This window comes from Sphingobacterium sp. UBA6645, assembly GCF_002455685.1.
In the GTDB taxonomy this organism is placed as follows: domain Bacteria; phylum Bacteroidota; class Bacteroidia; order Sphingobacteriales; family Sphingobacteriaceae; genus Sphingobacterium; species Sphingobacterium hotanense.
In genome coordinates this window covers 23,846-48,990 of record NZ_DKLH01000073.1, presented here as the reverse complement: position 1 = coordinate 48,990, position 25,145 = coordinate 23,846, and the positions used below count along the sequence as shown (strand labels likewise).

22 protein-coding genes are annotated in these 25,145 nt (G+C 40.5%); 6 read left to right on the top strand and 16 right to left on the bottom strand.

Annotation, left to right across the window (positions count from 1 at the left end; all coding sequences use genetic code 11):
• Positions 1–87 precede the first annotated feature (87 nt).
• Positions 88–315, bottom strand: coding sequence for a (4Fe-4S)-binding protein (locus B2400_RS13285; RefSeq protein ID WP_293934132.1), 228 nt, complete (start codon positions 313–315; stop codon positions 88–90).
• Positions 316–464: 149 nt separating this feature from the next.
• Here B2400_RS13285 and B2400_RS13280 point away from each other — a divergent pair, with 149 nt between their 5' ends.
• The 4 genes from B2400_RS13280 (at position 465) to B2400_RS13265 (ending at position 3,031) form a co-directional block, all read left to right on the top strand.
• Complete coding sequence (locus B2400_RS13280) at positions 465–824, top strand: DUF4870 domain-containing protein (protein WP_223110834.1); 360 nt, start codon at positions 465–467, stop codon at positions 822–824.
• 185 nt (positions 825–1,009) lie between these two features.
• Positions 1,010–1,588 (top strand): RNA polymerase sigma factor, encoded by a 579-nt coding sequence (locus B2400_RS13275; protein ID WP_293934129.1) that lies wholly within the window; start codon positions 1,010–1,012, stop codon positions 1,586–1,588.
• Between the two features lie 15 nt (positions 1,589–1,603).
• Positions 1,604–2,671, top strand: a complete 1,068-nt coding sequence (locus B2400_RS13270; RefSeq protein ID WP_293934128.1) for a S1 family peptidase — start codon at positions 1,604–1,606, stop codon at positions 2,669–2,671.
• Positions 2,672–2,824: 153 nt separating this feature from the next.
• Entirely contained in the window at positions 2,825–3,031 is a 207-nt protein-coding gene (locus B2400_RS13265; protein WP_286650394.1) for a hypothetical protein, read from the top strand.
• A 30-nt stretch (positions 3,032–3,061) separates the two neighbouring features.
• Here B2400_RS13265 and B2400_RS13260 read toward each other — a convergent pair whose 3' ends face one another.
• Positions 3,062–3,697 carry a peroxiredoxin gene (locus B2400_RS13260; RefSeq protein ID WP_149527252.1) on the bottom strand — a complete coding sequence of 212 codons (636 nt, stop codon included), beginning with the start codon at positions 3,695–3,697 and terminating at the stop codon, positions 3,062–3,064.
• 246 nt (positions 3,698–3,943) lie between these two features.
• Between B2400_RS13260 and B2400_RS13255 the strand changes: the two genes are divergently transcribed.
• Positions 3,944–5,083 carry an acyl-CoA dehydrogenase gene (locus B2400_RS13255; protein ID WP_293934126.1) on the top strand — a complete coding sequence of 380 codons (1,140 nt, stop codon included), beginning with the start codon at positions 3,944–3,946 and terminating at the stop codon, positions 5,081–5,083.
• 71 nt (positions 5,084–5,154) lie between these two features.
• Here B2400_RS13255 and B2400_RS13250 read toward each other — a convergent pair whose 3' ends face one another.
• The 10 genes from B2400_RS13250 to B2400_RS13205 form a co-directional block, all read right to left on the bottom strand.
• The gene (locus B2400_RS13250) at positions 5,155–6,654 is read right to left on the bottom strand and encodes a RagB/SusD family nutrient uptake outer membrane protein (protein ID WP_293934124.1); all 1,500 of its coding nucleotides are present in this window, start codon (positions 6,652–6,654) and stop codon (positions 5,155–5,157) included.
• Between the two features lie 18 nt (positions 6,655–6,672).
• The gene (locus B2400_RS13245) at positions 6,673–9,855 is read right to left on the bottom strand and encodes a SusC/RagA family TonB-linked outer membrane protein (RefSeq protein WP_293934121.1); all 3,183 of its coding nucleotides are present in this window, start codon (positions 9,853–9,855) and stop codon (positions 6,673–6,675) included.
• A 428-nt stretch (positions 9,856–10,283) separates the two neighbouring features.
• A complete protein-coding gene (locus B2400_RS13240; RefSeq protein ID WP_293934119.1) occupies positions 10,284–10,673 on the bottom strand; it encodes a hypothetical protein in 390 nt (129 codons plus the stop codon).
• Between the two features lies 1 nt (position 10,674).
• Positions 10,675–11,937, bottom strand: coding sequence for a glutamate-5-semialdehyde dehydrogenase (locus tag B2400_RS13235; protein ID WP_293934117.1), 1,263 nt, complete (start codon positions 11,935–11,937; stop codon positions 10,675–10,677).
• Positions 11,934–12,962 carry a glutamate 5-kinase gene (proB, locus tag B2400_RS13230; RefSeq protein ID WP_293934114.1) on the bottom strand — a complete coding sequence of 343 codons (1,029 nt, stop codon included), beginning with the start codon at positions 12,960–12,962 and terminating at the stop codon, positions 11,934–11,936. The genes B2400_RS13235 and proB overlap by 4 nt, the downstream gene beginning before the upstream one ends.
• Before the next feature lie 176 nt (positions 12,963–13,138).
• Complete coding sequence (locus B2400_RS13225) at positions 13,139–13,903, bottom strand: exodeoxyribonuclease III (protein WP_293934111.1); 765 nt, start codon at positions 13,901–13,903, stop codon at positions 13,139–13,141.
• A 1-nt stretch (position 13,904) separates the two neighbouring features.
• Positions 13,905–14,663, bottom strand: coding sequence for a peptidylprolyl isomerase (locus B2400_RS13220; protein ID WP_293934108.1), 759 nt, complete (start codon positions 14,661–14,663; stop codon positions 13,905–13,907).
• Position 14,664: 1 nt separating this feature from the next.
• On the bottom strand, positions 14,665–15,012 hold the full coding sequence (locus B2400_RS13215) for a hypothetical protein (RefSeq protein ID WP_149527261.1): 348 nt from the start codon (positions 15,010–15,012) through the stop codon (positions 14,665–14,667).
• A 17-nt stretch (positions 15,013–15,029) separates the two neighbouring features.
• A complete protein-coding gene (locus B2400_RS13210; RefSeq protein WP_293934104.1) occupies positions 15,030–15,467 on the bottom strand; it encodes a low molecular weight protein-tyrosine-phosphatase in 438 nt (145 codons plus the stop codon).
• A 200-nt stretch (positions 15,468–15,667) separates the two neighbouring features.
• Positions 15,668–17,221, bottom strand: coding sequence for a Do family serine endopeptidase (locus B2400_RS13205; protein ID WP_149527263.1), 1,554 nt, complete (start codon positions 17,219–17,221; stop codon positions 15,668–15,670).
• A gap of 197 nt (positions 17,222–17,418) precedes the next feature.
• Here B2400_RS13205 and dapF point away from each other — a divergent pair, with 197 nt between their 5' ends.
• Positions 17,419–18,204, top strand: coding sequence for a diaminopimelate epimerase (dapF, locus tag B2400_RS13200; protein WP_293934100.1), 786 nt, complete (start codon positions 17,419–17,421; stop codon positions 18,202–18,204).
• A gap of 68 nt (positions 18,205–18,272) precedes the next feature.
• Here the strand turns inward: dapF and B2400_RS13195 are convergent, their stop codons facing one another.
• From B2400_RS13195 to B2400_RS13180, 4 genes are read right to left on the bottom strand one after another with little or no spacing between them, the layout of a single operon-like run.
• Positions 18,273–19,334: a DUF5007 domain-containing protein gene (locus B2400_RS13195; RefSeq protein WP_293934097.1), complete on the bottom strand. Its 1,062-nt coding sequence runs from the start codon at positions 19,332–19,334 to the stop codon at positions 18,273–18,275.
• A gap of 7 nt (positions 19,335–19,341) precedes the next feature.
• On the bottom strand, positions 19,342–20,055 hold the full coding sequence (locus B2400_RS13190) for a hypothetical protein (RefSeq protein WP_293934094.1): 714 nt from the start codon (positions 20,053–20,055) through the stop codon (positions 19,342–19,344).
• 16 nt (positions 20,056–20,071) lie between these two features.
• Positions 20,072–21,643, bottom strand: coding sequence for a RagB/SusD family nutrient uptake outer membrane protein (locus B2400_RS13185; RefSeq protein WP_293934092.1), 1,572 nt, complete (start codon positions 21,641–21,643; stop codon positions 20,072–20,074).
• 10 nt (positions 21,644–21,653) lie between these two features.
• On the bottom strand, positions 21,654–24,833 hold the full coding sequence (locus B2400_RS13180) for a SusC/RagA family TonB-linked outer membrane protein (protein WP_293934089.1): 3,180 nt from the start codon (positions 24,831–24,833) through the stop codon (positions 21,654–21,656).
• Positions 24,834–25,145: the final 312 nt, after the last annotated feature.

The following is a 25,145-nucleotide window of genomic DNA, read 5'->3' as shown; positions in this document are numbered from 1 at the left end:
TCGAGTCCCGTCCAGACCGCTTAAAGTAAAAAGGTGTTAAACGTAATGTTTAACACCTTTTTTGTTTTCTATCCTTTCTTGTTACTCCTAAATGCGATTGTCGATAAAAGACAAAGCGCCCGAAGGACATTGATTAATTTGCTTGATTAAGTCTTCTGTTCCGGCGTTCTCCGGTTTCAACCAAGGACGATCTTTTGGGTTGTAGACTTGAGGCAACATCTTCACACAGACTCCTGCATGTTCGCATCGCTCCGGCTTCCAAAGTACCGTGATTTCCCCATTTGGATGCGGATATTTAATAATTTTTTCTTCCATAGTTTGTCAGTCTTTCTACTTCAACAACTGATATATCGCTTTTGTTTAGCTTCCTAATCAAGGTAAAGATCGTTAAAATATTAAGCTATTATATCTGTCATTATCAAATATTTATCTTAAATTTAGTAGAAACTTATAACCCTAAACATATGGAAACACCGCTTAATCCAATGGAAAATCAGCCCCAAAACAGCATTGACGATGGTAAAAACATTGCTATCATTGCTTATTTAACCTTAATCGGGCTAATTATTGCATTCGTTTTAAATAACGAGAAGAAAAATGAGTTTGCGAGATTTCACATTCGACAGTCGTTGGGTATTGTAATTACGCTCTTTGCCGTAAGTATTCTTTCTTACATTCCATATGTTGGATGGATTATTTCCATTGCAGGCGTTATAGTCGGCGTCATTATGTGGATTGTCGGCATCATGAATGCAGCGAATGGTAAACAGAAAGTGGTTCCGATCCTTGGCGAGCAATATAATACGATGTTCGCCGGAATTTAACACTTTCCTAAAATATTAAGCATAAGGGACTTTTGTTTTCAAAAGCCCCTTTTTTTCATATATACAATTGTATAGGTTAAATTTTATTGATTTTTCATAAAATTTCTATTACGTTTGAGAGATTGAATAAAGAAAAAAATATTTCATCTACTTGGGTTACTATTTGAGAATTAGCGTATTAATAAGTGAGTAAAATAAGAAAGATATTACCAAAATCGCGGGACGATGCTGAGATAGTCGAGGGGATGCGAAATGGCGATAATGATGCGATATCGTATATCTACAAGTCATTTTACCCATCTATTTCCCATTTGATTGTGAACAACAATGGGACGGAAGAAGAGGCACAGGACATCTTTCAGGAAGGGGTCATGGTATTATACGACAAAGTTACTCATGATGATTTTGTATTAAGCAGTAGGCTAAGCACGTTCTTATACGCTATTTGTAGACGACTCTGGTTAAAGAGTTTGAGCAAGAAAGGTAACTCGTTCAGCATTACGGATCATGAGAATTTCGAGATTCCGGATGTTGAGGAGGATCTTCAGCAGCATAAAGAGTTAGAAACCAAATTTGACAAGATGGAATCTGCATTAGAATCATTGGGAGAGCCCTGTAGCACGATTCTAAGAGAGTTTTACATCAAGAACAAGTCCATGCAGTATATCTGTGACAAACTTGGTTACACAAATGCTGATAATGCAAAAAATCAAAAGTATAAATGCTTACAACGGTTGAAGAAACTATTCTTTGATCAAAAGTAGAAGGGTGATATTTTAATGAGACATCAAGAATTTATAGAACAAGCTGATCGTTATTTAAACGGTGAAATGAATGCGCAAGAGCGCATGGCATTTGACGCGCTTCTAAATGAGGACTCTGCGTTGAATGAGGTCTTCCAGTCTCATCAGGACTTCGTTGATACCATGAAACGCCAATCCGCACGAGCTGAGTTTAAAAATAAATTATCTGCGCAAGTGATTGAGGCGCCTAAAGAGGCTGTGATTTACCGCATGTGGAAGAAATTAAAGATCAATGCAGTTGCTGCGGCTGTAGTAGCGGTTATTTCCTCCTTAGCGACTCTTTATTTGACGGGTTATTTCTCGACAATCAGAAAGACAACTTCGGAATACAGTGCATTACGTAGAGAGGTGAATAATGTAAAACGTAATGTCAATGCGCATCATAATGCAATTCGCAATATCAACAAGGAAACAGTCAACCAAGCGGCTCTTCAATACGGAGCAACAGGCTTTATGCTGACCAAGGATGGCTATGTTGTTACGAATTATCACGTTGTCAATGGTGCTGACTCTATCCACCTTCAAAATAATAAGGGAGAATCATTCAGAGCATCTATTATACATACGGATCCAGAAAAGGATATTGCAATCCTTCATATTTCAGATACGACTTTCACAAAGCCTTCTTATATACCCTATACGTTTAAACGTCAGAACTTAGATTTGGGTGAGGGTATCTATACCATTGGTTATCCAAGAGATGAGGCGGTATATGGTGAAGGATATTTGAGTTCGGAAACTGGTTATAGCGGAGATACCACCGCATACCAAATCTCTGTTCCTGTAAATCCAGGAAACAGTGGAGGTCCGGTTCTTGACAAATTTGGAAACATCATCGGTATTATTTCTGGTAAGCAAAAGGGCATTGATGGTGCCGCATTTGCGATCAAAACAAAAGCATTAGTAGAAACATTGAATAGAATTCCGGAAGAGTCTTTACGTGGAAATATTGTGCTAAGCAATAAAAATAGCCTATCAAATTTACCGAGGACCGAGCAGATTAAGAAGCTGCAAGATTTTATCTATATGGTCAAGGTATATTAGTCATAAATTGGACTTGTATGAAATGAGGTGTTACAAAAAGTAGCACCTTTTTCTTTGTTCTAATGTTAACAGGATGCGCATCAGGAACTTTTAGCATCCTCAATATTGAACTGTTCGATTTGATACGTATATTTAAAGAACAAACAAACGCATATGCGGACCTTTTGGACCTACTTTGGCATCTTCTCGATCATCGTTATAGCAATACAGGCATTCGGCTATTTTAGTGCTGACGTGCATGATGAATTTGACTTCTTAACATTCTTCAAACAGATTGTAATCGTATTATTGATTGCTACCATCACTTCGTTCCTTGATCGGAGAAAGAAGAAAAAGACATATAATGAAAAAGCCAGCTAGTAGCTGGCCTTCTGTATAATATTGTAAGATCTACTTATTTGGTTGAGGTGTCGTTCTTAAATACGGACGTATTTCAGTATAGCCCTTTGGGAATTTTCCAGGAATCTCCTCCGTTTTAATTGCCGGAACGACAATAACATCCTCTCCATCGTTCCAATCAGCTGGCGTAGCCACTTGGTATTCATCAGTCAACTGCAATGAATCGATTACTCTCAGAATTTCTTGGAAGTTACGTCCGGTAGATGCTGGATAAGTTAATGTTAATTTTACCTTCTTGTCAGGACCAATAACAAATACGGAACGAACAGTCGCCGTTGCTGATGCGTTCGGATGAATCATATCATAAAGCTCCGCAATATGTTTATCCTCATCTGCAATAATTGGGAAATTAACTTCGGTCTGTTGTGTATCGTTGATATCCTTGATCCAGCCGTGGTGATCCTCTACCGAGTCTACACTTAAAGCCAAAACCTTCACATTTCTCTTATCGAATTCAGATTTTAACTTAGCTGTCCTTCCGAGCTCTGTGGTGCAAACAGGTGTGTAATCCGATGGATGGGAATATAAAACTGCCCATGAACCATCGATATATTCGTAGAAATCAATATCTCCTACAGTTGTTTTTGCTTGAAAATTTGGTGCTAAATCACCTAGTCTTAAACTCATATTGTTGTTGTTTATAATGAACGAATTAAAATACTCTACCAATATAGTAGATTTTATTAGAAAATACAATTAGTATGATAAAAATCTGATACCATACTGATATTCAAACTAAAATAAAAACCATAGAATAGGCCGAATGGTTTTGACAAATGCAAATTAGCGGAAATACCTTTAGATATTTTGCTTTGTTTATTATGCTCGCATAGTATTTTTAATTATATTTGATATATACCATATAAACATATCATGCAATTCGAATTATCAGAAGAACATAAAATGATTCAAGAAGCAGCTCGAGAGTTTGCTCAAGAATTAAAACCAGGAGTGATAGAACGAGATGAACATGCGAAGTTTCCATCAGAATTTGTTAAGAAGATGGGCGAGCTTGGCTTCATGGGCATTATGGTTCCTGAGCAATATGGAGGTGCCGGAATGGATACCTTAGCGTATGTATTGGCTCTTGAAGAAATAGCGAAGATTGACGCCTCGGCTGCTGTAATCATGTCTGCACATAACTCTCTTGTGCTATACGGCCTCAACGAATATGGCACTGAAGAACAGAAACAGAAATACTTGGTCCCGTTAGCTAAGGGAGAAAAGCTTGGTGCCTTCGCATTGTCTGAGCCGGAAGCGGGGTCTGATGCTTCCTCGCAACACACAACTGCTGAAGATAAGGGAGACCACTACTTATTAAATGGCACAAAGAACTGGATTACAAACGGTGGAAATGCTGAAATATACCTCGTAATTGCTCAAACGCATCCTGAATTGGGGCATCGTGGAATCAACGTATTGATTGTCGAAAAAGGCACAGCGGGATTTACAATAGGCCCTAAAGAGAATAAACTCGGTATCCGTAGTTCAGATACGCACTCTCTGATGTTCTCCGACGTGAGAATACCGAAAGAAAATAGGATCGGTGAAGATGGTTTCGGGTTTAAATTTGCAATGAAAACCCTAGATGGTGGTCGTATCGGCATTGCTGCCCAAGCTCTTGGTATTGCTTCAGGCGCATATGACTTAGCGCTCGCCTATTCCAAGGAAAGGAAGACATTCGGTAAACCGATTAACAATCATCAAGCTATACAGTTTAAGCTAGCGGATATGGAGGTGGATATTGAGGGAGCAAGATTATTAACCTATAAGGCGGCATGGACTAAAGACCAGGGACTACCCTATGGGAAGATTGCAGCAATGGCGAAATTAAAGACTTCCGAGGTCGCTATGCAACATACAGTAGAAGCCGTACAGATTCACGGCGGATACGGCTATGTCAAAGAATATCACGTCGAACGCTTGATGCGCGACGCAAAAATTACCCAAATATATGAGGGAACTTCTGAAATCCAACGATTGGTAATTGCAAGAGAGATCTTGAAAGATTAAACCAAACATTGATACAAAATAAAAGCGGTCTCAAATTCGAGACCGCTTTTTTATTTACTTTAAACTATTGATTAATCATTCTGAATGACTTCTTTGTTAGCATTAATTTCCGCAAGTGGGATTAAGAACTGCCATCTATTATCGCCGGCAGGTACTTCCATTGCGCTAAGACCTACTGAGGATTGAACATAGTTTGGAACTACAGTTCTATCTAAGCCTTTGTTCAATCTTTTTAGATCGTAGTATCTAAATCCTTCGCCCCAAAGCTCTGTTCTTCTGTGCACCCATATCTCTTCCAGTAATGCATTTCCTGTATTCGAAGATTTTACTGCTTCAGTATCTCTCACCTTTGCGTATTCGAATAGTATATCTTGTGCCAAGGCAGTCTGATTACTACTTGCATAAGCTTCTGCTAAGATCAAGTACATTTCAGAAGTACGCATCAATGGAACATCTCCCAACGCACCGCCAGCGGCCTTTACAGAGAATTTTCTAGACATATAAGGCTCACGCACAAATGAAGTAAGCGGTAAAGGGAAATTCGCTGCAGTAGGCGCAGGCTCCCACATTTTCTTACGTACATCTGAAGCAGCAATCTTATCATATAGTGCTGAATTGATACGTTTTGGATTTGCGCGCATGAAAGACGTATTAGCATTGTATGCTATCTGCGCGAAGTAAGATCCAAAAGCATCCATTTGATCAGTCGAAGGCATCGATGCCCACATGAACTCCGATAAAGTAGCGTCATTAAAACCTTTCACGTAGTCGTTTTGGTTCATCAATGGGAAAGCCTTAGAATCAACTACCTTCTTTGCGTAGGTGATCGCATTTGCGTAATCTTGCATTGTGAGAGCAACTCTTGCGCGAATACCCCAAGCAATCTGAACGTTAGCTTGCGACTTATTCAAACGTGATGCTATATCTAAAGCAAACACATCATCTAAATCCTTAATAATCGCGTCGTAAACCTCTTTCACCGTCGCGCGAGGAAGTGCGTTATCTGAGAATTTTAATACTAGAGGAACGCCTAATTGACTATTATCAGTGTTTTTATCATAACGCTTTCCGTAAAGCTGTACTAAATTAGAGTACGCATAAGCGCGTAAGATCAATGCCTGTGACTTTAATTTGTTTTTATCTTCATCAGAACCTGTCAAGCCATCAACTTGATCTAAGATGCCATTAGCATCCCCAATAATCTTATAGAAAGTACGGTAATAGTATTCTGTCAACTTGTGGTTATCTGTTCTTCCACCAACCCAGTTTCCTTCTCCAGTAGAAGTGTACCAGTTAGCAGCACTGATTCCCAAATCTTCGCCCATAAAATCCAGTCCTAGCATAATTCCGCCAACACCAGGTTTATTCTGCACATTCCAGTCTACAACGGTCGTACGTTCGAACATAAACCTGTAGATACCGTTCAATGCTGTATTCGCATTCGCAATGGAGCTGAACACCACCTCTTGAGATACCTTATCCGTTGGGGTTGTCTCTAGATAATCTTTACTACATCCGCTCAATAACAGAAGCAATGCAGTACCATATATTGTTAAATTTCTTTTTTTCATATTACTAATCGTTATAGATTAAAAGCCAACATTTACACCTAGGCTAAATACGCGCGTAGGCAAGTAAGTCGTGCCATTTGTTCCGTCAAATCCTTCAGTAGGGTTTAGACCTAGGCGTTTAGAATAAATTCCTAAGTTTTCTGCAGAGAAGAATACTCTTGCTGAAGACAAGTCAATTTTGTTTACTAAGCTAGTTGGAAGGCGGTACTGAAGATTCACGTTCTGAATACTAAAGTAAGAAGCACTTGTCAACCATCTCGTAGATGCTGCATTGATGTTAGCACTGTTTGACTGATCTAATCTCGGGATACTGCTTGTTTTGTTTGTCGTAGTCCAAGCATCCAATGCGTCGATATGATACGATTTACCGAAAGCGGCGGTTCCCATCAAACCAGCATATTGGCTATCATAAATCTTACCCCCTACTTGGTAATTCAACAAGAAGGATAAAGTGAAGTTTTTATAGTCAAACGTGTTTTGGATAGAACCGACCATATCAGGAATTGCTGAACCTGCATATACGAATTTTGCAACACTCTGATCAACTACGAATTTTTCACCATTTACGGTACGGATTTGATCTGGTTTCGCATTATCTGCTGGAGTATATAATGAAGAACCGTCTGAAGCATCAACCCCGCGGAATTCTCTCAACCAAAACGCGTAGTAGTCCTTACCCACTTCACGTCTTTTCGTACCGGATGTGATAACTGGGTTATCCGCAGGCATCTTTCTAATCTTATTCTTGAACGTAGAGATGTTTTTTGTAATCGTCCATCTGAAATCATCATTACGTACGACATCAGCTGACACTGAAAGCTCGAAACCTGTGTTATACATCGCTCCTACGTTGACAAACTGAGAAGGAACAGCAGATGAAAGCGAACGAGGAAGGTCTAATAATAAACGATCTGAACCACGTTTGTAGAATTCAAACTCACCACGTACTCTGCTTGAGAATAAGCTAAAGTTAACTCCGGCATTGAACGTATTTGACGACTCCCAAGTTAAGTTAGGGTTAGGCAAAGAACTTAATATTACACCTGGTGCAGAACCATTATTATACCCTAAATTATATAAAGCTTGGTATCCGTAGTAGATTCTATTACCATTTATATCCAACAAGCTATTATTACCTACTTGACCATAAGAAGCTTTCAGACGAAAGTCATTAACCCATTCTACGTCTTGCATAAACGCCTCTTTGTTCAATGCCCAAGCACCACCAATCGAGAAGAATGTTCCCCAACGCTTTTTATTCGAGAAGATTGAAGATCCATCACGTCTTACTGACGCATCAAAATAGTACTTCTCATCATAGTTGTAAGACGCTTTCGCGAAATATGATTCCAAACGATTTACGTTAGTATATCCACCAGTAGATAGCGGAGTCACATAATTATCTAACTCAGAATTACCAGAGACGATCTGACCAGTTTTAGTAGATGATCGGTAGCTAAGCTTATAATCGTAATTCTCATGACCAAATAAAGCCGAAACATTGTGCAGATTAAACGATTTTCTATATTGTAATACTTGGTTGAAAGTGTATGATTTCACCAATTCGTTCGTAGCATTTCCTAAACCATTGTATGAAACACCATCGCCCACTTTATTATTCCAAGTGTAATCAAAGTTTCTGTTTGACTGGTCAATACTCACAGATGGTGTGAATGTAAAGTCTTTCAAGAACTTGATTTCCAAGTAAGCTCTACCACCTAGTAGTGTTCTTTTGTTTATTCTATTGTTTAAGATCGTCTCATAAATAACATGTCTACCTGGACTTGCTCCGCTTGGTCTTGCCACAGCTCCTGGTTGCAATCCGTAATCATAAAGGTGCTCTCCACTAATAGGGTCAAGCACAGGAGCTCCAGTGGTAGCATCATAAGCGTGTACCGGGTAAATAGAACCCAAGCCGCGAATAAATGAGAATGGATTTACATATGATGCTCCATTTCCAGTTGAAGCATCAGTAGCCAAAGATCCTTGTGATGTAGCACCTGAAATGTTCACACCCGCTTTTAACCAATCTTTGATTTGAGAGTTCACATTAATACGACCATTGAAACGCTCGAAATCAGAATTTAAGATATATCCTTCATCATTCAAGTATCCCAATGACACATAATAATCCGTCTTCTCATCACTACCGCCCATGTTAACATTCGCATCCGTACGTCTTCCAACGCGTTGCATCGCGTCATACCAGTTAAAATCATCATATTTTAAACCAGCATTGGGATTCATCTTTCCATCAGCTCCTAAAATCTGATCATTGGCAACATTGAAAGGGTTGTACTTTAAGCTATTGAAGATAGATTTCAATGCAGATTGTGTAGCAGCATCTTCAGTTAATGCTTTCTTTGGATCCGTTGGGAACATCAAAGAGTTCTTGATTGCCTGAAAAGCTGTTGGATAGTAATCAAATGTACCCACTGTTTCGTATTCTTGAATACCTCGTTGTGTGATACCTTGAGAAATACTAGCATTCAATCTCGTTGCACCGCGACCTTTTTTCGTTGTGATGATAATTACACCATTACCAGCGCGAGAACCGTATAATGCTGCTGATGTAGCGTCTTTTAATACCGAAATGCTTTCGATATCATCTGCATTCAAATCCCCAATGTTACCATCGAAAACAGCGCCGTCTACCACGTATAATGGCGCACTAGATGCACTCATCGATCCAATACCTCTTAAGCGAACGCTTGCGCCAGATCCTGGCTGACCATTTCCTGAACTAACAGAAATACCAGGTGCCATACCTGCTAACGCATTCGTTACGTTGGTAACCACACGTTTATCTAGGTCTTCCGCACTCATTGTCGCCATGGAACCTGTCACCTCAGATTTCTTAGCCGTTCCGTACGCAACGACAACAACTTCATCTAAAGTTTCACTGTCCGCAGACAATTGAACATTGATAGTTGTATTCCCAGCAATAGATCTCACCTGGCTTGAGTAGCCAATGAATGTGAAAGAAAGTGATCCATTTGAAGGTAAGTTTAAAAGGGAGTAATTCCCGTTTTGATCGGTTTGAGTGGAAATTGTGCCATCAACCAGACGAACTGATACCCCGCTGATAGGGCTACCGTCTGTTACTGATGTTACTTTTCCGCTCACTTGATGATTCTGCGCAGATGCCACCCCAATCGTTAGTAGGCATAGCAGAAGAAAGCTAAGTAATTTGTGTTTCATAAAAAGTTGTTTGTTGTTTGTAATAATTGCCTCAATTCAAGAGCTATCGAGTATTTAATATCTCTTTCTTGGAATAATCAGCCGCCAAACATAACTAAATTTTATAAAAAACTTAAAACATTAACATTTCTTCTATGAAAATTTAAATAATTAACCCGTTTTACAACGAAAAGTATAGTTAATTAACTTTACAAATTAAATAACTCTTATTGCTCACAAAATTTATATACAAAAGAAATTTAAATTGTAACATGCAACCGATTGCACGTTATAAACATGACAAAATAATGCTCAAAAGAAACCATACGTGTAAATATTTCTCTACGTTCGTGCAAATCGCTAAAAATTAGCGGTTATCAAGAAAACAAATGCTGTTTAATTGAAGAGAACTCAGTGGGTTTTCTTGAAATTAAGTGCGGGAATAAATTTTACGCTATCATGCCCTTCTCAATCTTATCTAGGTAAGCATAATCCTCGAAAGAGAATGAGCCGCTCACTTGCATATGATGATTGAAAAGGAATTTAGCTTTTTGAAGCAAGCTTTTATCTCTCATCAGAAGGCCATCATACATCATTAGTTGGGCTAATGGTCTGATTTGCTCCACTTGGAGGGTAGAGACAAAGTCTTTAAGGCCGTCATCCGAGAGGTCGGAAAAATATTGTCTGGGCCTTCCGAAAAAAGAAACATATCCATCTTGATCCAACTGCTGTTCATCAACTTTTTCAAAAGCATCATATTTCTCAACGATCAGGCGTAAAAACTTGCCCATTTCGTTAATCCAGTTCAGAATCGTGTCTTTTTCGTATCGAATACCCATATTATCTTATTTGTCCTTGTCCAGTCACGAACCATTTCTCCGTAACTAATTTTTCCAACGCGAATGGGCCTCTTGCATGTAGTTTCTGAGTCGAAATTCCAATCTCCGCACCTAACCCAAATTCAGCTCCATCGGTAAAACGGGTAGAGGCATTAGCATAAACTGCTGCCGCATCCACCGACTCCATAAATGTCGTAATATTTTGTTGATTTTCCGATACGATACATTCCGAATGTTTGGACGAATAATTTGCGATATGCTCCAATGCCTCCTCAAGGCTGACAACTACTTTCACTGAACACATCAGATCCAAGAACTCCCTTCCGTAGTCAGATTCCTGCGCAGTTTGCAAATAAGGAAAATTTAGAGATTTCAATATCCCATGGCTTTCCGGATCCGCAAAAACTGTGACCTTGCTTTCATAAAAATAAGGAAACAACTTCGCTAAAAATTCCGAAACAACTGTTCTATGTACTAAAACGGTATCGAGCGAATTACAGACAGAGGGTCTGGAAATCTTAGCATTTGCAACAATCTTTGCCGCCATGTCGAGGTCAGCAGAATCATCCACAAAAGTATGGCAAACACCGGCGCCAGTCTCAATGACTGGAACTTTTGCATTCTGTCTTACGAAATCAATTAAGGACTGTGACCCTCTTGGGATAATGATATCAACAAATGCCGTAGCCTCTAACAGTTCGGTCACCAATTCACGATCGGTCGGTAAAAGCTGTACAATATGCTCATCCAAGTGTTGCTGAATCAATACATCCTGTATCAAACGCACTAAAAATGAATTCGTGTACCAAGCGTCAGACCCGCCACGCAACAAACAGACATTTCCAGATTGAATACATAAACTAGCCACATCGATCGTCACATTTGGCCTTGACTCATATATGACCCCCACCACACCCAAAGGAACTGACTTCTTTTCAATCCTTAAACCATTGGCAACTTCTCGCGCACTAAGTACCTGACCCGTCGGATCCGCTAATACTGAAACATCAAGAACGCTCTTCGCTAAGCTTTCAATACTAGACTCATCCAGTAATAAGCGATCATACTTTGAGTCCAAAGGATTCATTCGTTCCAAGTCGCGCCTGTTCTCAACGATAATCTCACCTACATGGCTCCTCAGCGCTTCGGCAATTCCAGTTAGAACAGTCTTTTTCTGTTCTAAACCAAGTTTCAACATCACTTGCTTCGCTTTCCTGGCAGCCTGAAGCTGCGGCTGAATTGTCCCTTTCTTATCTTCGATCATAACAGTACTATATCATTCGCATGCGCGATCTCCATGTTCTTCTTACTCCCCGATTTTAAACTAACCGAGTCTATTTTCGATTTTGCAACAGCCTGAACCACACCTTCTTCGTCAGCGATCTGAAAGACTTCACCAACTTCGAAATCTTGAACAACCTGCTTAATCCCTACTGCCAGCAAACTTTTTCTATTCAGCAGCGCTTCAATTGCCCCCTTATCTACCTGCACCATACCTGCAATCAAGCTTCCGCTCGCCAACCATTTATTCCTAGAAGAAACCCGTGTTTTTTGAGGATGACACACTGTCCCTGTTTCACCTTTTACCGCTTTTAGAATGGCATTTTCAGTTTGCATACTGAAGATGACCGCCTTTATACCCAATTGATTTGCAAGGCGTGCGAAGTTCAATTTGGAGGTCATCCCGCCCAATCCTACTGACGACTTCTCCTTGCGCGCCAGCGATAAGGCTTCTTTATCGATAACCTTAATTTCTGGAATCACATTCCCTTTACCATCCAACACACCCGGAACCGAAGTCCCAAACAGTACCTGCTCCGCACCAAAACCAACAGCGATCAAGGTTGCTAATTCATCATTATCTGAAAACTTGAGCTCCTTATTGCTGACCACGTCATTCTCATTCGCAATTGGGATGATGTTATTCTTCCAGAGCGTCTCATATGTACTCTTTAATTGAAGAAACTGGCTCCTGTTAGCAAAGTGCTGTCGCTCGCATAAACTTTGCGCTAAAGCTATCTTAAAGGGTCTGAAATAGGTGCCGTATGTTCTTACCAACAAGGGGTTGCCGATTGCTGCGGCAGCCTTCCGCTGTGCTAGCGTACCTGTGTATTTGGGGATAAAGCGCTTTCCAGCCGCAACAGCCCCTGAAGAAACCAAAACGATATTATACTTGGGTTGCAGCTGGGCACATTGTCTAGCGATTTCCAATACAATCTGCTCGTCAATTTCACCATTACTGGTAATCGACGCAGAACCAAACTTTACAACAAGTACCGGCTTTTTCATTTCAAACAATAATAATAAATAGCTAAAATAGGTTAGATTTTATCAACAAAACTCAAATCTACTTATAATATTTTAAACAAAACAGTGTAAAAACAAATATCTAGCTAGCCCTCACGGAAAAAGAAAGCGAGTTACCTTATGGGGTAACTCGCTTGTAAAAAAATTCCGGGGAACGATTAATCAAGGATTAATTCTACCGGACAATGATCCGAATGCACGGCATCCGTCCATATCTTCGCTCCCTTAATATTATCTTTCAAGGCATTGGATACCATATTATAGTCGATGCGCCAGCCTAAGTTCTTTGCACGCGCGCCAGCTCTATAGCTCCACCAAGTATAATGATGTGGATCTGCATTCAGGTGTCTAAACGAATCTATATAGCCCGAGTTGATAAACTGCTCCATCCACTCACGCTCAGCAGGTAAGAATCCAGAACTGTTCGCATTCGACTTCGGATTATGAATATCGATCGGACGGTGACAGATATTGTAATCACCACAAATAACAAGCTTCTCTTTTTCTTTCAATAGCTCATTGCTATAGTTCTGAAAATCGTCGAGAAACTTATATTTAAAGTCCTGACGTATATCCCCTGTCGTACCTGAAGGGAAATACACGCTCATGACCGAAGCTTCATCAAAATCTAATCGAATGGCTCTACCTTCAAAATCGTAATCCTCAAATCCACAACCATATTCAACATGTTTGGGTGTCTTCTTGGTAAAAATCGCCGTTCCACTATAACCCTTCTTCTGCGCAGGATACCAATAATGCTCATAGCCTAGATCTTCGATAAGCAGAATTTCCGGAACCTGTTCCAGATTCGCCTTGATCTCCTGCAAGCAAATAACATCCGGGTTAGCAATCTTCAACCAATCAATCCATCCCTTTTTTAAAGCAGCACGGATTCCATTAACGTTATAGGTGATGATCTTCATGTTATGGTAATTTATATTCTCTCGATTTCATGGAATCAAACAACTTCGAAAGTCCTTTTTTCGGACCAAGCCCCTGTAGCTCGCGCTCCAGATCTCTAGCTTCTGCTCTTGTTAAAAGACGCATGCTAAAGCGTTCGTCGTTATATGGGCGATCATTGTCGTCAGTTTTTACCGCAGCAACAGCATCGACCATTTCCAACCCCTTTACCAACTCGCCAAATACTGTGTAGTTACCATCTAAGTGAGGCGTACCTCCGATGGTTGAATAAGTCTCGCGTTGAAGCGGACTCAGCTTCACACCTTTCAAACGAAATTGTTCCAAGGAATCTAATGCCGCCTGACTAAAAACTCGTCCTTGTACAAGGTAAAACTGCGAGCCTGAAGACTCCTTTGCTGGATTATTATCGCGTGCAGCGCCAATTGCGCCTTTCTTATGAATGATAGCAGGATCGATTTCCGCAGGAATACGATAGCTTGGTCCACCATTCCCCAACTCCTGTCTGCTAGCAGCATAACGAGAATCCGGATCTCCACCTTGTATCATGAAATTATGAATGACACGGTGGAACATTAATGAATCATAATAGCCTTCCTTCACCAACTTCACAAAATTGTCTCTGTGCTTTCTCGTTTCATTATAAAGCTTCAAAGTGCTCTCCCCCTTTGGAGTCGATATTTTTACATAATAATGCTTAGGAGTTTGCGCATGCAACATCACGAATGCCAGCATAAAAGCAAACATTAAACTAAGTCTTTTCATATTAAATTACATTTACGTCTTCAAAATAATCGATTATCAAGGATTTGATAATCATTTCCTGTTCCATCAAAGTATAATTCGGAATAGGGTTTATTAATTTCCAGTGTGGCCAGCCCTGCTCATCTAATCCCGAGAGTTCATAAAACCCCAGACTGCTGAACAGCCGACAAGTTGCGATATGCATCAGCTCTTCCTTCTCACGCTTCGAAAATTCTTTCGCCCCTTTTCCCAACTCTTGAACACCAATTAAAAACAACATCACCTTGATGTCAGGAATATCTGTGTCAAATGTGCGCGCGATTACCTCTTGCAAATGCGACCACTTCTTATTTATCTCTGCTGCTTGCATGATTTCTCTTTTAGTATTTATCGATTCAATTCGTCGATCAATATCCTACAGCGTGCTTCAATCATACGAAATACCGGTTCAAACTGATCTGAGTCGTAGTATGGATCCGGAACGATGTCATCATCTAAAAACAAGCTTACTTTACCGCTATGTTCTTCCGAAGTAGATAAGGCTAAAACATCCTTATAATTATTACGATCCATCACAAAGATGCGATCATATTTTTCAAACAGGTCAGGCACAAAGAATTGAGCTCTTTGTTCCGATATATCTATGCCGTTGGTCTTCGCTACTGCTATTGATCTATGGTCTGGCGCGTGTCCTACATGCCAATCGCCGGTACCCGCCGAGTCAATTTCCCAATCCAAACCCGCCTCACGAACCATATGCGCCATGATGCCATGCGCCAATGGCGAACGACATATATTCCCTAAACACACCATCAATATTTTCATGGTTCCAAATATAACATTATTTGACGCATTCAACGAGGTCCGAAGCCATCAAAGCATTGTAAAAACTTTTATGTTTCTAGCAAGTTAAGACTAAAATAACAGGTCTTGATGGCCTCTGAAAACAGACACTTTCAGCAAAAAAAAGGGATGGATTTCTCAAAAAACCATCCCTTTCTATTAAACAATGTACTATGTTATTCTTAATATTTTAATGGTACGTTGAATTCAACAGTGCTTCCTCTTTCCGGAACACCCGTTACACGTACAATGTTTCTCTTAGTACCCGATAAAGCTGATTCCACTTCATCAACCGAGTTTACTGGCTTACCATTGATTTTCGTAATTACCAGTCCTCTTTCTACACCGAAGTAATCAAAAACACCGCCTCTGTGAACTTGTGATACCACAACTCCTGAGCTAATGCCTAATTCTTTCTTGCGCGCATCGGTTGCAGGCACAAAACTAGCACCCAACTTATTGAAGATCTCCGTTGCTGACGCGCTGGTCTCATCGCCGTTCTCAGATTTCGCTTTCGTTTCCTCACCTTTCAAGGTAATCGTTACATCTTTCTCTTTACCGTCGCGTTTGTATGTCAACTTCACCTTATCACCAGGACGTAATCTTGCTACGTGCTCTTGCAAATCAGGAGATCCATAAATCGTTCTGCCTTCAATCTTCGTCAATACATCGCCTGGTTTAATACCCGCTGCTTCTGCTGCTCCACCTTTCACCACATCACGAACATATAGACCATTCACATCGGTAATACCAACTTCTTTACGTAATGCATCGTTGATCTCAGCGAATGTTACTCCAACGTATCCACGCTTCACACTTCCGAATTCTTTGAAATCATCTAAGATCTTTTTCGCTAGGTTAATTGGAATAGCAAAACCATAACCCGCATAAGTACCTGTTGGAGATGCGATCGCCGAGTTGATACCAATTAACTCACCACGAGCATTCACTAACGCACCACCGCTATTCCCTTTATTGATAACCGCATCAGTTTGCAAAAACGATTCTACAGCTGTATTGATTACCTGCTCTTGTGGGCCATAACCATATCCACGTTGTTGTTGCTGTTGCGACTCGCCTAAAATACCAATCTGACGGCCCTTCGCAGAAATAATACCCGCAGTTACCGTCGATTGCAATCCTAGTGGATAGCCTACTGCTAACACCCACTCGCCAATCTGCACATTATCCGAGTTACCTAACTTAACAATAGGTAAATTATTCGCATTCACTTTAATCAAAGCCAAGTCAAAGTTCGCATCGCGACCAATTACTTTTGCTTCGTAAGTTTTCTTATCGGTCAATACCACTTCAATTTTATCCGCATCTTCTACCACGTGGTTATTCGTTACGATATATCCGTCAGGGGAGATAATAACACCAGAACCCGAGGCAGTCTGTGGACGAGCCTGTCCGCGACGTTGCTGTGGTACACCAAAGAATTCTTCGAACAAATCAAAAGGCATCCCTTCACTTCCACCACGCGAACCACGACCACTCATCGTGACATTGATATGGACAACGCCAGGAGTAACTGCTGCAGCAGCCTGCGTAAAGTCCGGATTACCCGTCGAGGACATTAAAGCCTCCTCTCCAGGATTATTTGCATAATACACTTTCTGACGCTCTTCAAACGTCATGTTGTCCATCTGTTTATTTTCAAAGAGCTTATACCCTCCTACCGCAATAGCTCCTCCAACGATGGCCGTTAATAATGTTGCTCCTATCTTTTTCATATATTTACTGAATAATCTAAAAAAATCATGTTTCGTATTGCTTAGTTCAAATGTAATACCATTAGATTTTAACAAATAGCTTTTGTCAGTTAAAAAATGTTAACAAAAAGGTTCAAAATCCGAGATTTAACAGCTTTTAACAAATAGAGCTCGAATTGTAACAAGAATATTAAAATTACCGCATATTTTCAACCCTAATGAACAAAGAAATCAAATTTTATAAATATCAAGGTGCAGGGAATGACTTTATCTTAATTGATAACCGAAATCTCGCTTTTAATGCCGCTGACAACGATTTAATAAAACGCCTATGTGATCGTCGTTTTGGAATTGGTGGCGACGGCCTGATGCTGCTTCAAGATACAAAAAATTTCGACTTTGAAATGCTTTATTACAACGCTGACGGTAGGGAAGGCACCATGTGTGGCAACGGAGGCCGTTGTTTAGTAGCCTTCGCCCGGGATCTCAATATCATCCAAAACAACACTGCCTTTTTGGCAGTAGACGGGCCGCATGAAGCAGAGATTCATGACAACCAAGTCAATCTAGGAATGATTCCCGTTACGGAATACCAAATGGATGGTGAGGCTTATGTGCTCAACACGGGCTCGCCACACTATGTTCAGTTTGTAGAAGACTTAGGCCAAATCAATATGTTCAAAGAGGGCTATGCTATCCGCAACAATGCTACCTATGCAGAAAAAGGCATCAATGTCAATTTTATTGAGAAAGAAGGTGAAGGGTATTTCGTGCGTACTTTCGAACGTGGCGTAGAAGATGAAACTTATGCTTGCGGCACAGGAGCCGTGGCTTCAGCCATGAGCGTCGCTTTGAAAGAAGGAAAGGATGGTGATTTCAATATCCCAATTCGGGTATTAGGTGGACAGCTCTACGTCTCATTTCATAAAGCGGGCAATTCATTCAGCAATGTGTTCTTAACAGGACCAGCCCTTCAGGTTTTCCAAGGCAGTATTAATGTATAAAAATACAAATGGGGGATCTCTCCCCCATTTTGCTAGACCAATGGTCTACTTTAATTAAACACGCTCTTTTAGTTTACTCCAGCTTTCTTGGTCGCTGTCAAATGCATTTCTACCAAATAAGTTCCTGGCAAGTTAAACTTCATTCCAAATCTCATCTGTAGGATGTACGATTTAGGATCAGTCTTATAGGTAATCTTGTAAGGAGGGTCCCAAGTATCTACATAGTCAACAGACTCAATATACTTATCATAGATACGATAATAACATAAAATGTTATTCGTTTGAGAGTCCCAATACACATCAGGGAAACGCGCCTGTGCATAGTCGTGGATGACAGAATTCTCCGTTACGGTTGTCTTATACGCAAAAGTTGCCATGGTATTTAAGAACGAATCCCCATTAGGTCTACGCTCTAAAGCTTTTCCAGGGAATACCGCACCATTCTTATCATATACTTTCAGAATAACTTGGTTCGGGCCATTCGCATCTCTAGTAACCTTAAACGTCATATTCGCACTCTGCTGTTTCGAGATATCGAACCAATCCACATCATGAGGATAACGTTTGCTCGAACCATCCTTAGGATCTACAAGAATGAAATATGGTGCATTAACATGCTCATATAATAAAGGATCATTTATTTTTATTGTTGTTATGCCCTTATACTCTTTCGTGCCATTCGGATTTTCAATCTTCAAATCCAATAAATACTCACCAACAGGAACACCCTCTGTCGCTTGAGTAAACATCAATTGGCCGCTCTTCTCAATTACTTGTAAAGGAAGGCGCATCTCTTTTGTGCGCTTCGCGTCAATCAATGCTAAGGTCGTATCGGTTTTCGGATCATACTTCTCTTTCCAGACCGTAATTTCCGAAGGTTTGAAGAAGGACTCTTCACGTTGTCCCGTTGCCTTATTTCGAACATCAAGAATGGTAATCTTAAATGGTGGAGTTGAGTTGTCCGGAATAATACCCGTAACTATTTTAAAAACCCCACGTTCCGCAACAACAGGGTTAGACCCATAACGGATGTTATCGCTCAAGTATCCTACATCCACCTTCTTACAACCGGCTAAAACCAGCATAGCAAGCAAAACGCAAGATAAAGCCGCTTTATATATTCTTTTCATCGTTTTCTTAATTAATATTTAACCTTAAACCTCTAAGCCATGTGTGGTTGTTCGTCAATACATGAAGTACACCAGTTGTCGTTTCTATGCCGCTCGTTTGACAGATAAACTTCTGATCTAGCAAGATCGCATTACCCGAAGGATCTTTAATCTGCCCAGCGACAAGAACATCACGTTCCCCAATGATACGCGTATAGTACAGAAACTTAGGACGCTCCGGAATCAAACCACCAGCATTATAATCGTCGTTAGTGTGTGGCTCTAAGGAAATCAAGAACTTGTAATTGTCTAATTTGCTAGTAAATTCTTTCCCATTCGCATCCAAACCATCCCTTACAATTGTTTCAGGGAATAAATAAACAGACATCGAATCACGCAACATCTTCGGCGTAAAGTATTTGAACAAAGTGTCCAAAGTATAGTTTTTACGTTCGTCGACTGCTCTTACCTGCGCTTGACGTAAGCTCAGAAAGTTTTTGATGCTATAATTTGTTGGAGCAAACATAGTCCCCTTGCTATTGATCAAATCTTTCATCTCGCCTTTATCGATAATCATCAATAAAGTATCAAACAGCCCACGAGGATGTGATTTCAAATAATCATAGGTCGTCATGTTAACCTTAGGACTACTTACTCCACCGTCGATAACACTGTCTTTCTTACAAGAGAAGAAAAGCATCGCTACAAACGGGATAATAAACAACATATTTATATTTTTCATTTCTTTCTTTTTTAGATTAATATTTACCCATCCAATAAGGAATCTGCGTCATATCTTTATTCGAATTCAAGTTACTATTGTGAATAGGGAAGTAAAAACCCTTCAAGGCCAAACGATCAGAACCATTTGCTCCACGTGCTAAACCCCAATAGATTAACGAAGATGAGCTGAAAGGAAATTCTGCTTCGCTCTTCTTCTTCCAAATATTACGAACAAGGTCAAAATAGTTATGTCCCTCACCGATCAATTCACGTTGTCTTTCCATAAGAATTTCGGTATATAAAGCACGATCATCCATTGCAGTACTAGCTTGACTAATACCCGCGCGCAATTTAATCTGGTTTAGGACATTTCGTGCTTCCCCAGAACGTTTCAAATTAAGAAGGGCTTCAGATTTTAACAGAATCAAATCTGCTAGACGAAAAATCACAATATTGCTTTCGGCACGTAAGTTTCCTAGACCCGTCGAATTTTTAAATACGAAATTGCTGTATTTACGCATCGCGTAACGAGCAGTAATCGCATTGTTATCTACCGCAACAGGACCATCATCAAATTTTACAAAGAAATCGTCACGACGTAAATCGGTTTCTGTGTATAAACGGTTCAAACGTGATTGATCCACATAGTAATTAGGAACCGCAAAGGGGAATCCTGGATAGGTTATACTACTGGTTGTCGTAAAAGTCAAGTTAGAAGAGAAAACTCCTAGATTGGCATTGTAACCCGACGATTCAGTCTCGCTGTCTTTCTGAGTAATGACAAATATATTCTCTCTAGCTGTTGCATTTTTAAACACATCACGTACATTTCCTCCTGGCAATAGTGAGTAGTTTGCCGTTTGATTAATGACAGAATCAGCATAAACCAAGGTCTTTGCATAGTCATTCTGGAAAGCCGTTGCATGTGCCAATAATGCTAACGCCGCGCCTTTGTTCCCTCTTCTTCTTCCCGACTCGTCTACAGACGCCCAGGTCATCAATGAAGAGGCCTTCTGTGCATCCGAAACTACCAATTTTAAAATCTCATCGCTTGGAGTTGCTCCTTTTTGTTCAGCATCATCAGCCGTTTGCGTAGGCTTGGTCTGCAATGGTACATCGCCCCAAACTCTGGTCATGTAGAAATAAGCCAAGGCACGCATATAATAAGCCTGGCCCAATAAATAGTTCTTTTGACCTGCTGCAAAACTCGCATCCGGAATTTCCGGTGTCTTTGTAATGACCAAATTCGCAACATCGATAATTCTATACCAGTTGGTCCAATTATGGACGCCTGTTTCACGATATGGAGTCACAAAACTACCGCTATTGAATATCTCCGAATGGTTTGTTCCGTCGTTGGTTACAAACTTGCCTATCGGCGCATCACCCCAAATGAAGAATGCTTGATTGGTATTAATTGCATTACGGAAAAGTCCATAGGCACCATTCAACGCCCCTTCAACATCACCCGCATTTTTCCAGTACACATTACCGTATGTATCGTTTTTTAAAACGTTCTCAAGTTCTTTCTCGCAGGAAACGAACATGCTGCTCGTTGCTAGCAAACAGATACCTGCAATTGATCGTATTATATTTCTTGTTTTCATTATTTCTCCCTTAAAAATCAAACTGAATACCTAATGTGAATTTCGAAGGCAATGGATAACCATCGGCCATATCATATCCACGTCCATCTACGCGCTCGGCGTCAATTCCTGAGAATTTCTGAATCATCAACACGTTGTCCACCGAACCGTATAAACGAAGCGTATTTAATTTCGCTCGTTGCATCCATTCATGTTTTGAAGGATTAAAACGGTAAGTAAGATTCACGTTTTTAATGCGGATATACCATCCCGGCTCCATAAACATAGACTGGCCGGTTCTCCAGGTATATAGACCTAAATAAGGATTAAACGCAGGATATTGTGCCACATCACCGTCTTGCTTCCAATAGCTATATTGCTCCATATCACCGATCGAACGTCTAGCTAAGTCGAAAGGATTTCCATAGAAGAAGCTATTAGACATACGGCGAGCGAAGGATTGGTTCATGATGTCTCTGCCAAAAGTGAATGTCGTCAGGATTTGTACCGAGAAATCTTTGTAGCTAAACAAGTTGGTAAAACCTCCTACTACTTTCGGGTTTGGATCGCCAAAGAAGGTACGGTCATCCTCTCCAACGCCATCGGAGATCTTGTAATCGCCGTTCACATCCACCCAGTTTGCATATCCAGGCTTTAATGTTCCCCATTTTGTGCTTCCAACTGCTCCTGTGTAAGGATTGCTGATCAAGCTGCTTTCCGAGCTGATCGCTCCGTCCACCAAGAAACCATAGAACATATTCAATGGTTTTCCAACCACGTAAACAGCCTCGCCGTAGTAGATATCACGATTGCCATTTGGCAATGCAGTTACCATATTCTTGTTAAATGCTAAGTTGATCGATGGTGTCCATTGGAATCCGTCTTCGTTATTGAATACTCGACCGCCCACATTCAACTCGACCCCACTGTTACGTACGGATGCTGCATTGGTGAACGTGCTTAAGTAACCCGTATATTCTGGAATAGTAATACTCAACATCTGACCCGATGTTTCACGTGTATAAGCATCAATGTTGAAGAATAAACGATTGCTGAATAAGCTACCATCCAAACCTAAGTTCCAAGTAGCTGTTTCTTGCCATGTGATGTTATCATTCGTGATGCCCGCGTAGTTCGGGATAACCGCAGTTTGACCACCATAGGTAGGAACGGTGCCTGAACCTGGGTAAGACGCCTCACCTGCTAAGTAGGCATTGTAGCGGTCATAATCTGTAATACTTGACTCATCACCGGTGATACCCCAGCTACCTCTCAACTTCAACTCATTGATCCAACCCGCTTGTGAAGCGAATTCCTCATTCGAGATGATCCAGCCTAAAGCTAATGAAGGGAAATTACCCCATTTGTTATTCTTTCCGAAACGGGAAGATGCGTCCCTTCTCCAAACCGCATCTAACAAATAGCGATTGTCATAATCATAGTGAACAGCTGCTAAGTAAGAAAGCTTAGAGTAGGTAGAAAGGTCGGTATAACCTCCTAAACCTCCTGCTTTGATCCCCTTGATCACTTGAATATTATCATTTGGAATACCCGACCCTAGAAGGTACATACCATTGTTTGTACGGGTTTCAAACTCCTGGATTAAGTTCGCTGTAAAATTATGAACATCCCCTAAAGTCTTCGTCCATAGTAAGTTGTTGGTCAACAAATATTTTCTGTATTGCGTTGAAGTCGCTTTACCAGCAGCCAATCCATCACTGTTCATGTACGATGGCGAGAAGAAATCATTCTTGGCTGTCGAATAGTTGATGATGCTACGTGTACTCAGGCGAAAATCGTTCAAGAAACTATAGCGCAATTCTCCAACCCCTGTTAAATCAACGTTGATATTCTCATTGCGTTGATGTTCGTAAGGGTTCAATATTCCATCTAATGTTTCATCAGAGAGTCGGTACAAGGAAGAATACATATCGATTGGATTAATGCCGTAGACGTTTCTATAAGATCCCTCGCGGATGTATTCCGTTGTGCCTCTACCTTCTTTTCTATTCATGGTCGACACTTTGAAGTTTGTCAACAACTCTAAATTCTTCGTAAAGTTGAAATTCACATTACTGGTAAACGAGTAGCGTTTAAATCCAGTATTGATAACCACCCCTTTTTCATTATATAAACCACCGGAAATACGGTAGTTGATATTTTCTGTACCACCAGATACCGAAAGATCATAGTTTTGGATTCCTCCCGGACGGAAAAATAGCTCCTGATAATCCGTATTGCTGTTGAATGCAGGGTTTAAGCTATCCGTCAACATGATCGGTAAGTTACCTTGTTGTGCATAGGTACCATAGTGGTACAATAGCGCTAGCTTTTGATTCCGCTCAGCAACACCTAGCAGCGTATTTAGCTTCTCGGGCTTCGTGATGTAGCCTTGATAGACGTTCAAGCTAATTCTTGGCGTTCCAATACGACCGCGCTTAGTTTTAACAAGGATAACCCCATTATTTGCGCGCGCTCCGTATAGTGCTGCCGCCGATGCATCTTTCAATACGTCAACCGATTCGATATCATTCGGGTTCAAGCTCGACAAGAAGTTGGTTCCCGTTACGTTGTAAGCACGAACTTCATCATCAGCAATCGGCACCCCATCAATTACATAAAGCGGATTGCTCGTAATGTTTTCCGAATCAAACTGGCTACTCGAGCGTGGGATCGTTGAATTACCACGTATAACTAAGGAGGTCTTTACCCCAGGCATACCCGTGAAGTTCTGAACGTTTACCCCCGGAAGTTTACCTTGAAGCAAAACGTCAATACTCGCTGCAGGAAGGTTCTCGATATCCTTCGCCGTCACACTGGAAATAGAACCTGTAGTTTTTCTACGGTCAATCGTCGTATAACCCGTAACGATCGTTTCCTCTAAGACGTTGGAAGACTCCTCCATCGTTACATTAATTCTAGTGCGGTTCTCCACAGGAACTTCCTTGCGTTGATAACCCACTAGATCAAAAATAAGAACGTCGTTGCCAGCAACACTTACTTCAAAAGCACCGTTATTATCGGTAGCAACTAAAGATTTGTTACCTTTTTTCAGACGAACGGAAACGCCTGTTAAAGCACCGTTCTGATCTGATACAACACCCGTAACTTTAATTTGACCTATTGCAGCGAAACTGCAACATAAGACGAGCAAAAAGGCGACAAAAATCCCTTTAAACTCCAGAAAAGATCTGCGTAAATCTTGAATCATAAAAAGGCTTGTTAAATGTTAAGGTTTTGTTAATAATTATGAGGATAAAATTAAGCAGCCAACCAACACTTACAATAGGAAAAACGCTGTCAGAATATCGCTACGCGTTTCGCAAACGTTTGCGAAAAACTTTTTTAAGTAAAGCAATCGATTGCTCAATTTTCCTGAAATTGTAACAAAGTTGTTTTTATTGGTTAATAATTCATGAAAACTAACAGTGCATTCCTTAGAAAAATAAATTGCTATTGGGGATATAACATTAAATTAACCCAATACATTTTTACCCAACCTAATATTTGATGTATATTAGTA

Coding starts and splice junctions, on each gene's coding strand:
- B2400_RS13180 (WP_293934089.1), bottom strand. CDS start 24,833: ATGATTCAAGATTTACGCAGATCTTTTCTGGAGTTTAAAGGGATTTTT.
- B2400_RS13245 (WP_293934121.1), bottom strand. CDS start 9,855: ATGAAACACAAATTACTTAGCTTTCTTCTGCTATGCCTACTAACGATT.
- B2400_RS13265 (WP_286650394.1), top strand. CDS start 2,825: ATGCGGACCTTTTGGACCTACTTTGGCATCTTCTCGATCATCGTTATA.
- dapF (WP_293934100.1), top strand. CDS start 17,419: ATGAACAAAGAAATCAAATTTTATAAATATCAAGGTGCAGGGAATGAC.
- B2400_RS13250 (WP_293934124.1), bottom strand. CDS start 6,654: ATGAAAAAAAGAAATTTAACAATATATGGTACTGCATTGCTTCTGTTA.
- B2400_RS13270 (WP_293934128.1), top strand. CDS start 1,604: ATGAGACATCAAGAATTTATAGAACAAGCTGATCGTTATTTAAACGGT.
- B2400_RS13285 (WP_293934132.1), bottom strand. CDS start 315: ATGGAAGAAAAAATTATTAAATATCCGCATCCAAATGGGGAAATCACG.
- B2400_RS13190 (WP_293934094.1), bottom strand. CDS start 20,055: ATGAAAAATATAAATATGTTGTTTATTATCCCGTTTGTAGCGATGCTT.
- B2400_RS13255 (WP_293934126.1), top strand. CDS start 3,944: ATGCAATTCGAATTATCAGAAGAACATAAAATGATTCAAGAAGCAGCT.
- B2400_RS13220 (WP_293934108.1), bottom strand. CDS start 14,663: ATGAAAAGACTTAGTTTAATGTTTGCTTTTATGCTGGCATTCGTGATG.
- B2400_RS13185 (WP_293934092.1), bottom strand. CDS start 21,643: ATGAAAACAAGAAATATAATACGATCAATTGCAGGTATCTGTTTGCTA.
- B2400_RS13240 (WP_293934119.1), bottom strand. CDS start 10,673: ATGGGTATTCGATACGAAAAAGACACGATTCTGAACTGGATTAACGAA.
- B2400_RS13280 (WP_223110834.1), top strand. CDS start 465: ATGGAAACACCGCTTAATCCAATGGAAAATCAGCCCCAAAACAGCATT.
- B2400_RS13225 (WP_293934111.1), bottom strand. CDS start 13,903: ATGAAGATCATCACCTATAACGTTAATGGAATCCGTGCTGCTTTAAAA.
- proB (WP_293934114.1), bottom strand. CDS start 12,962: ATGAAAAAGCCGGTACTTGTTGTAAAGTTTGGTTCTGCGTCGATTACC.
- B2400_RS13235 (WP_293934117.1), bottom strand. CDS start 11,937: ATGATCGAAGATAAGAAAGGGACAATTCAGCCGCAGCTTCAGGCTGCC.
- B2400_RS13260 (WP_149527252.1), bottom strand. CDS start 3,697: ATGAGTTTAAGACTAGGTGATTTAGCACCAAATTTTCAAGCAAAAACA.
- B2400_RS13205 (WP_149527263.1), bottom strand. CDS start 17,221: ATGAAAAAGATAGGAGCAACATTATTAACGGCCATCGTTGGAGGAGCT.
- B2400_RS13195 (WP_293934097.1), bottom strand. CDS start 19,334: ATGAAAAGAATATATAAAGCGGCTTTATCTTGCGTTTTGCTTGCTATG.
- B2400_RS13215 (WP_149527261.1), bottom strand. CDS start 15,012: ATGCAAGCAGCAGAGATAAATAAGAAGTGGTCGCATTTGCAAGAGGTA.
- B2400_RS13210 (WP_293934104.1), bottom strand. CDS start 15,467: ATGAAAATATTGATGGTGTGTTTAGGGAATATATGTCGTTCGCCATTG.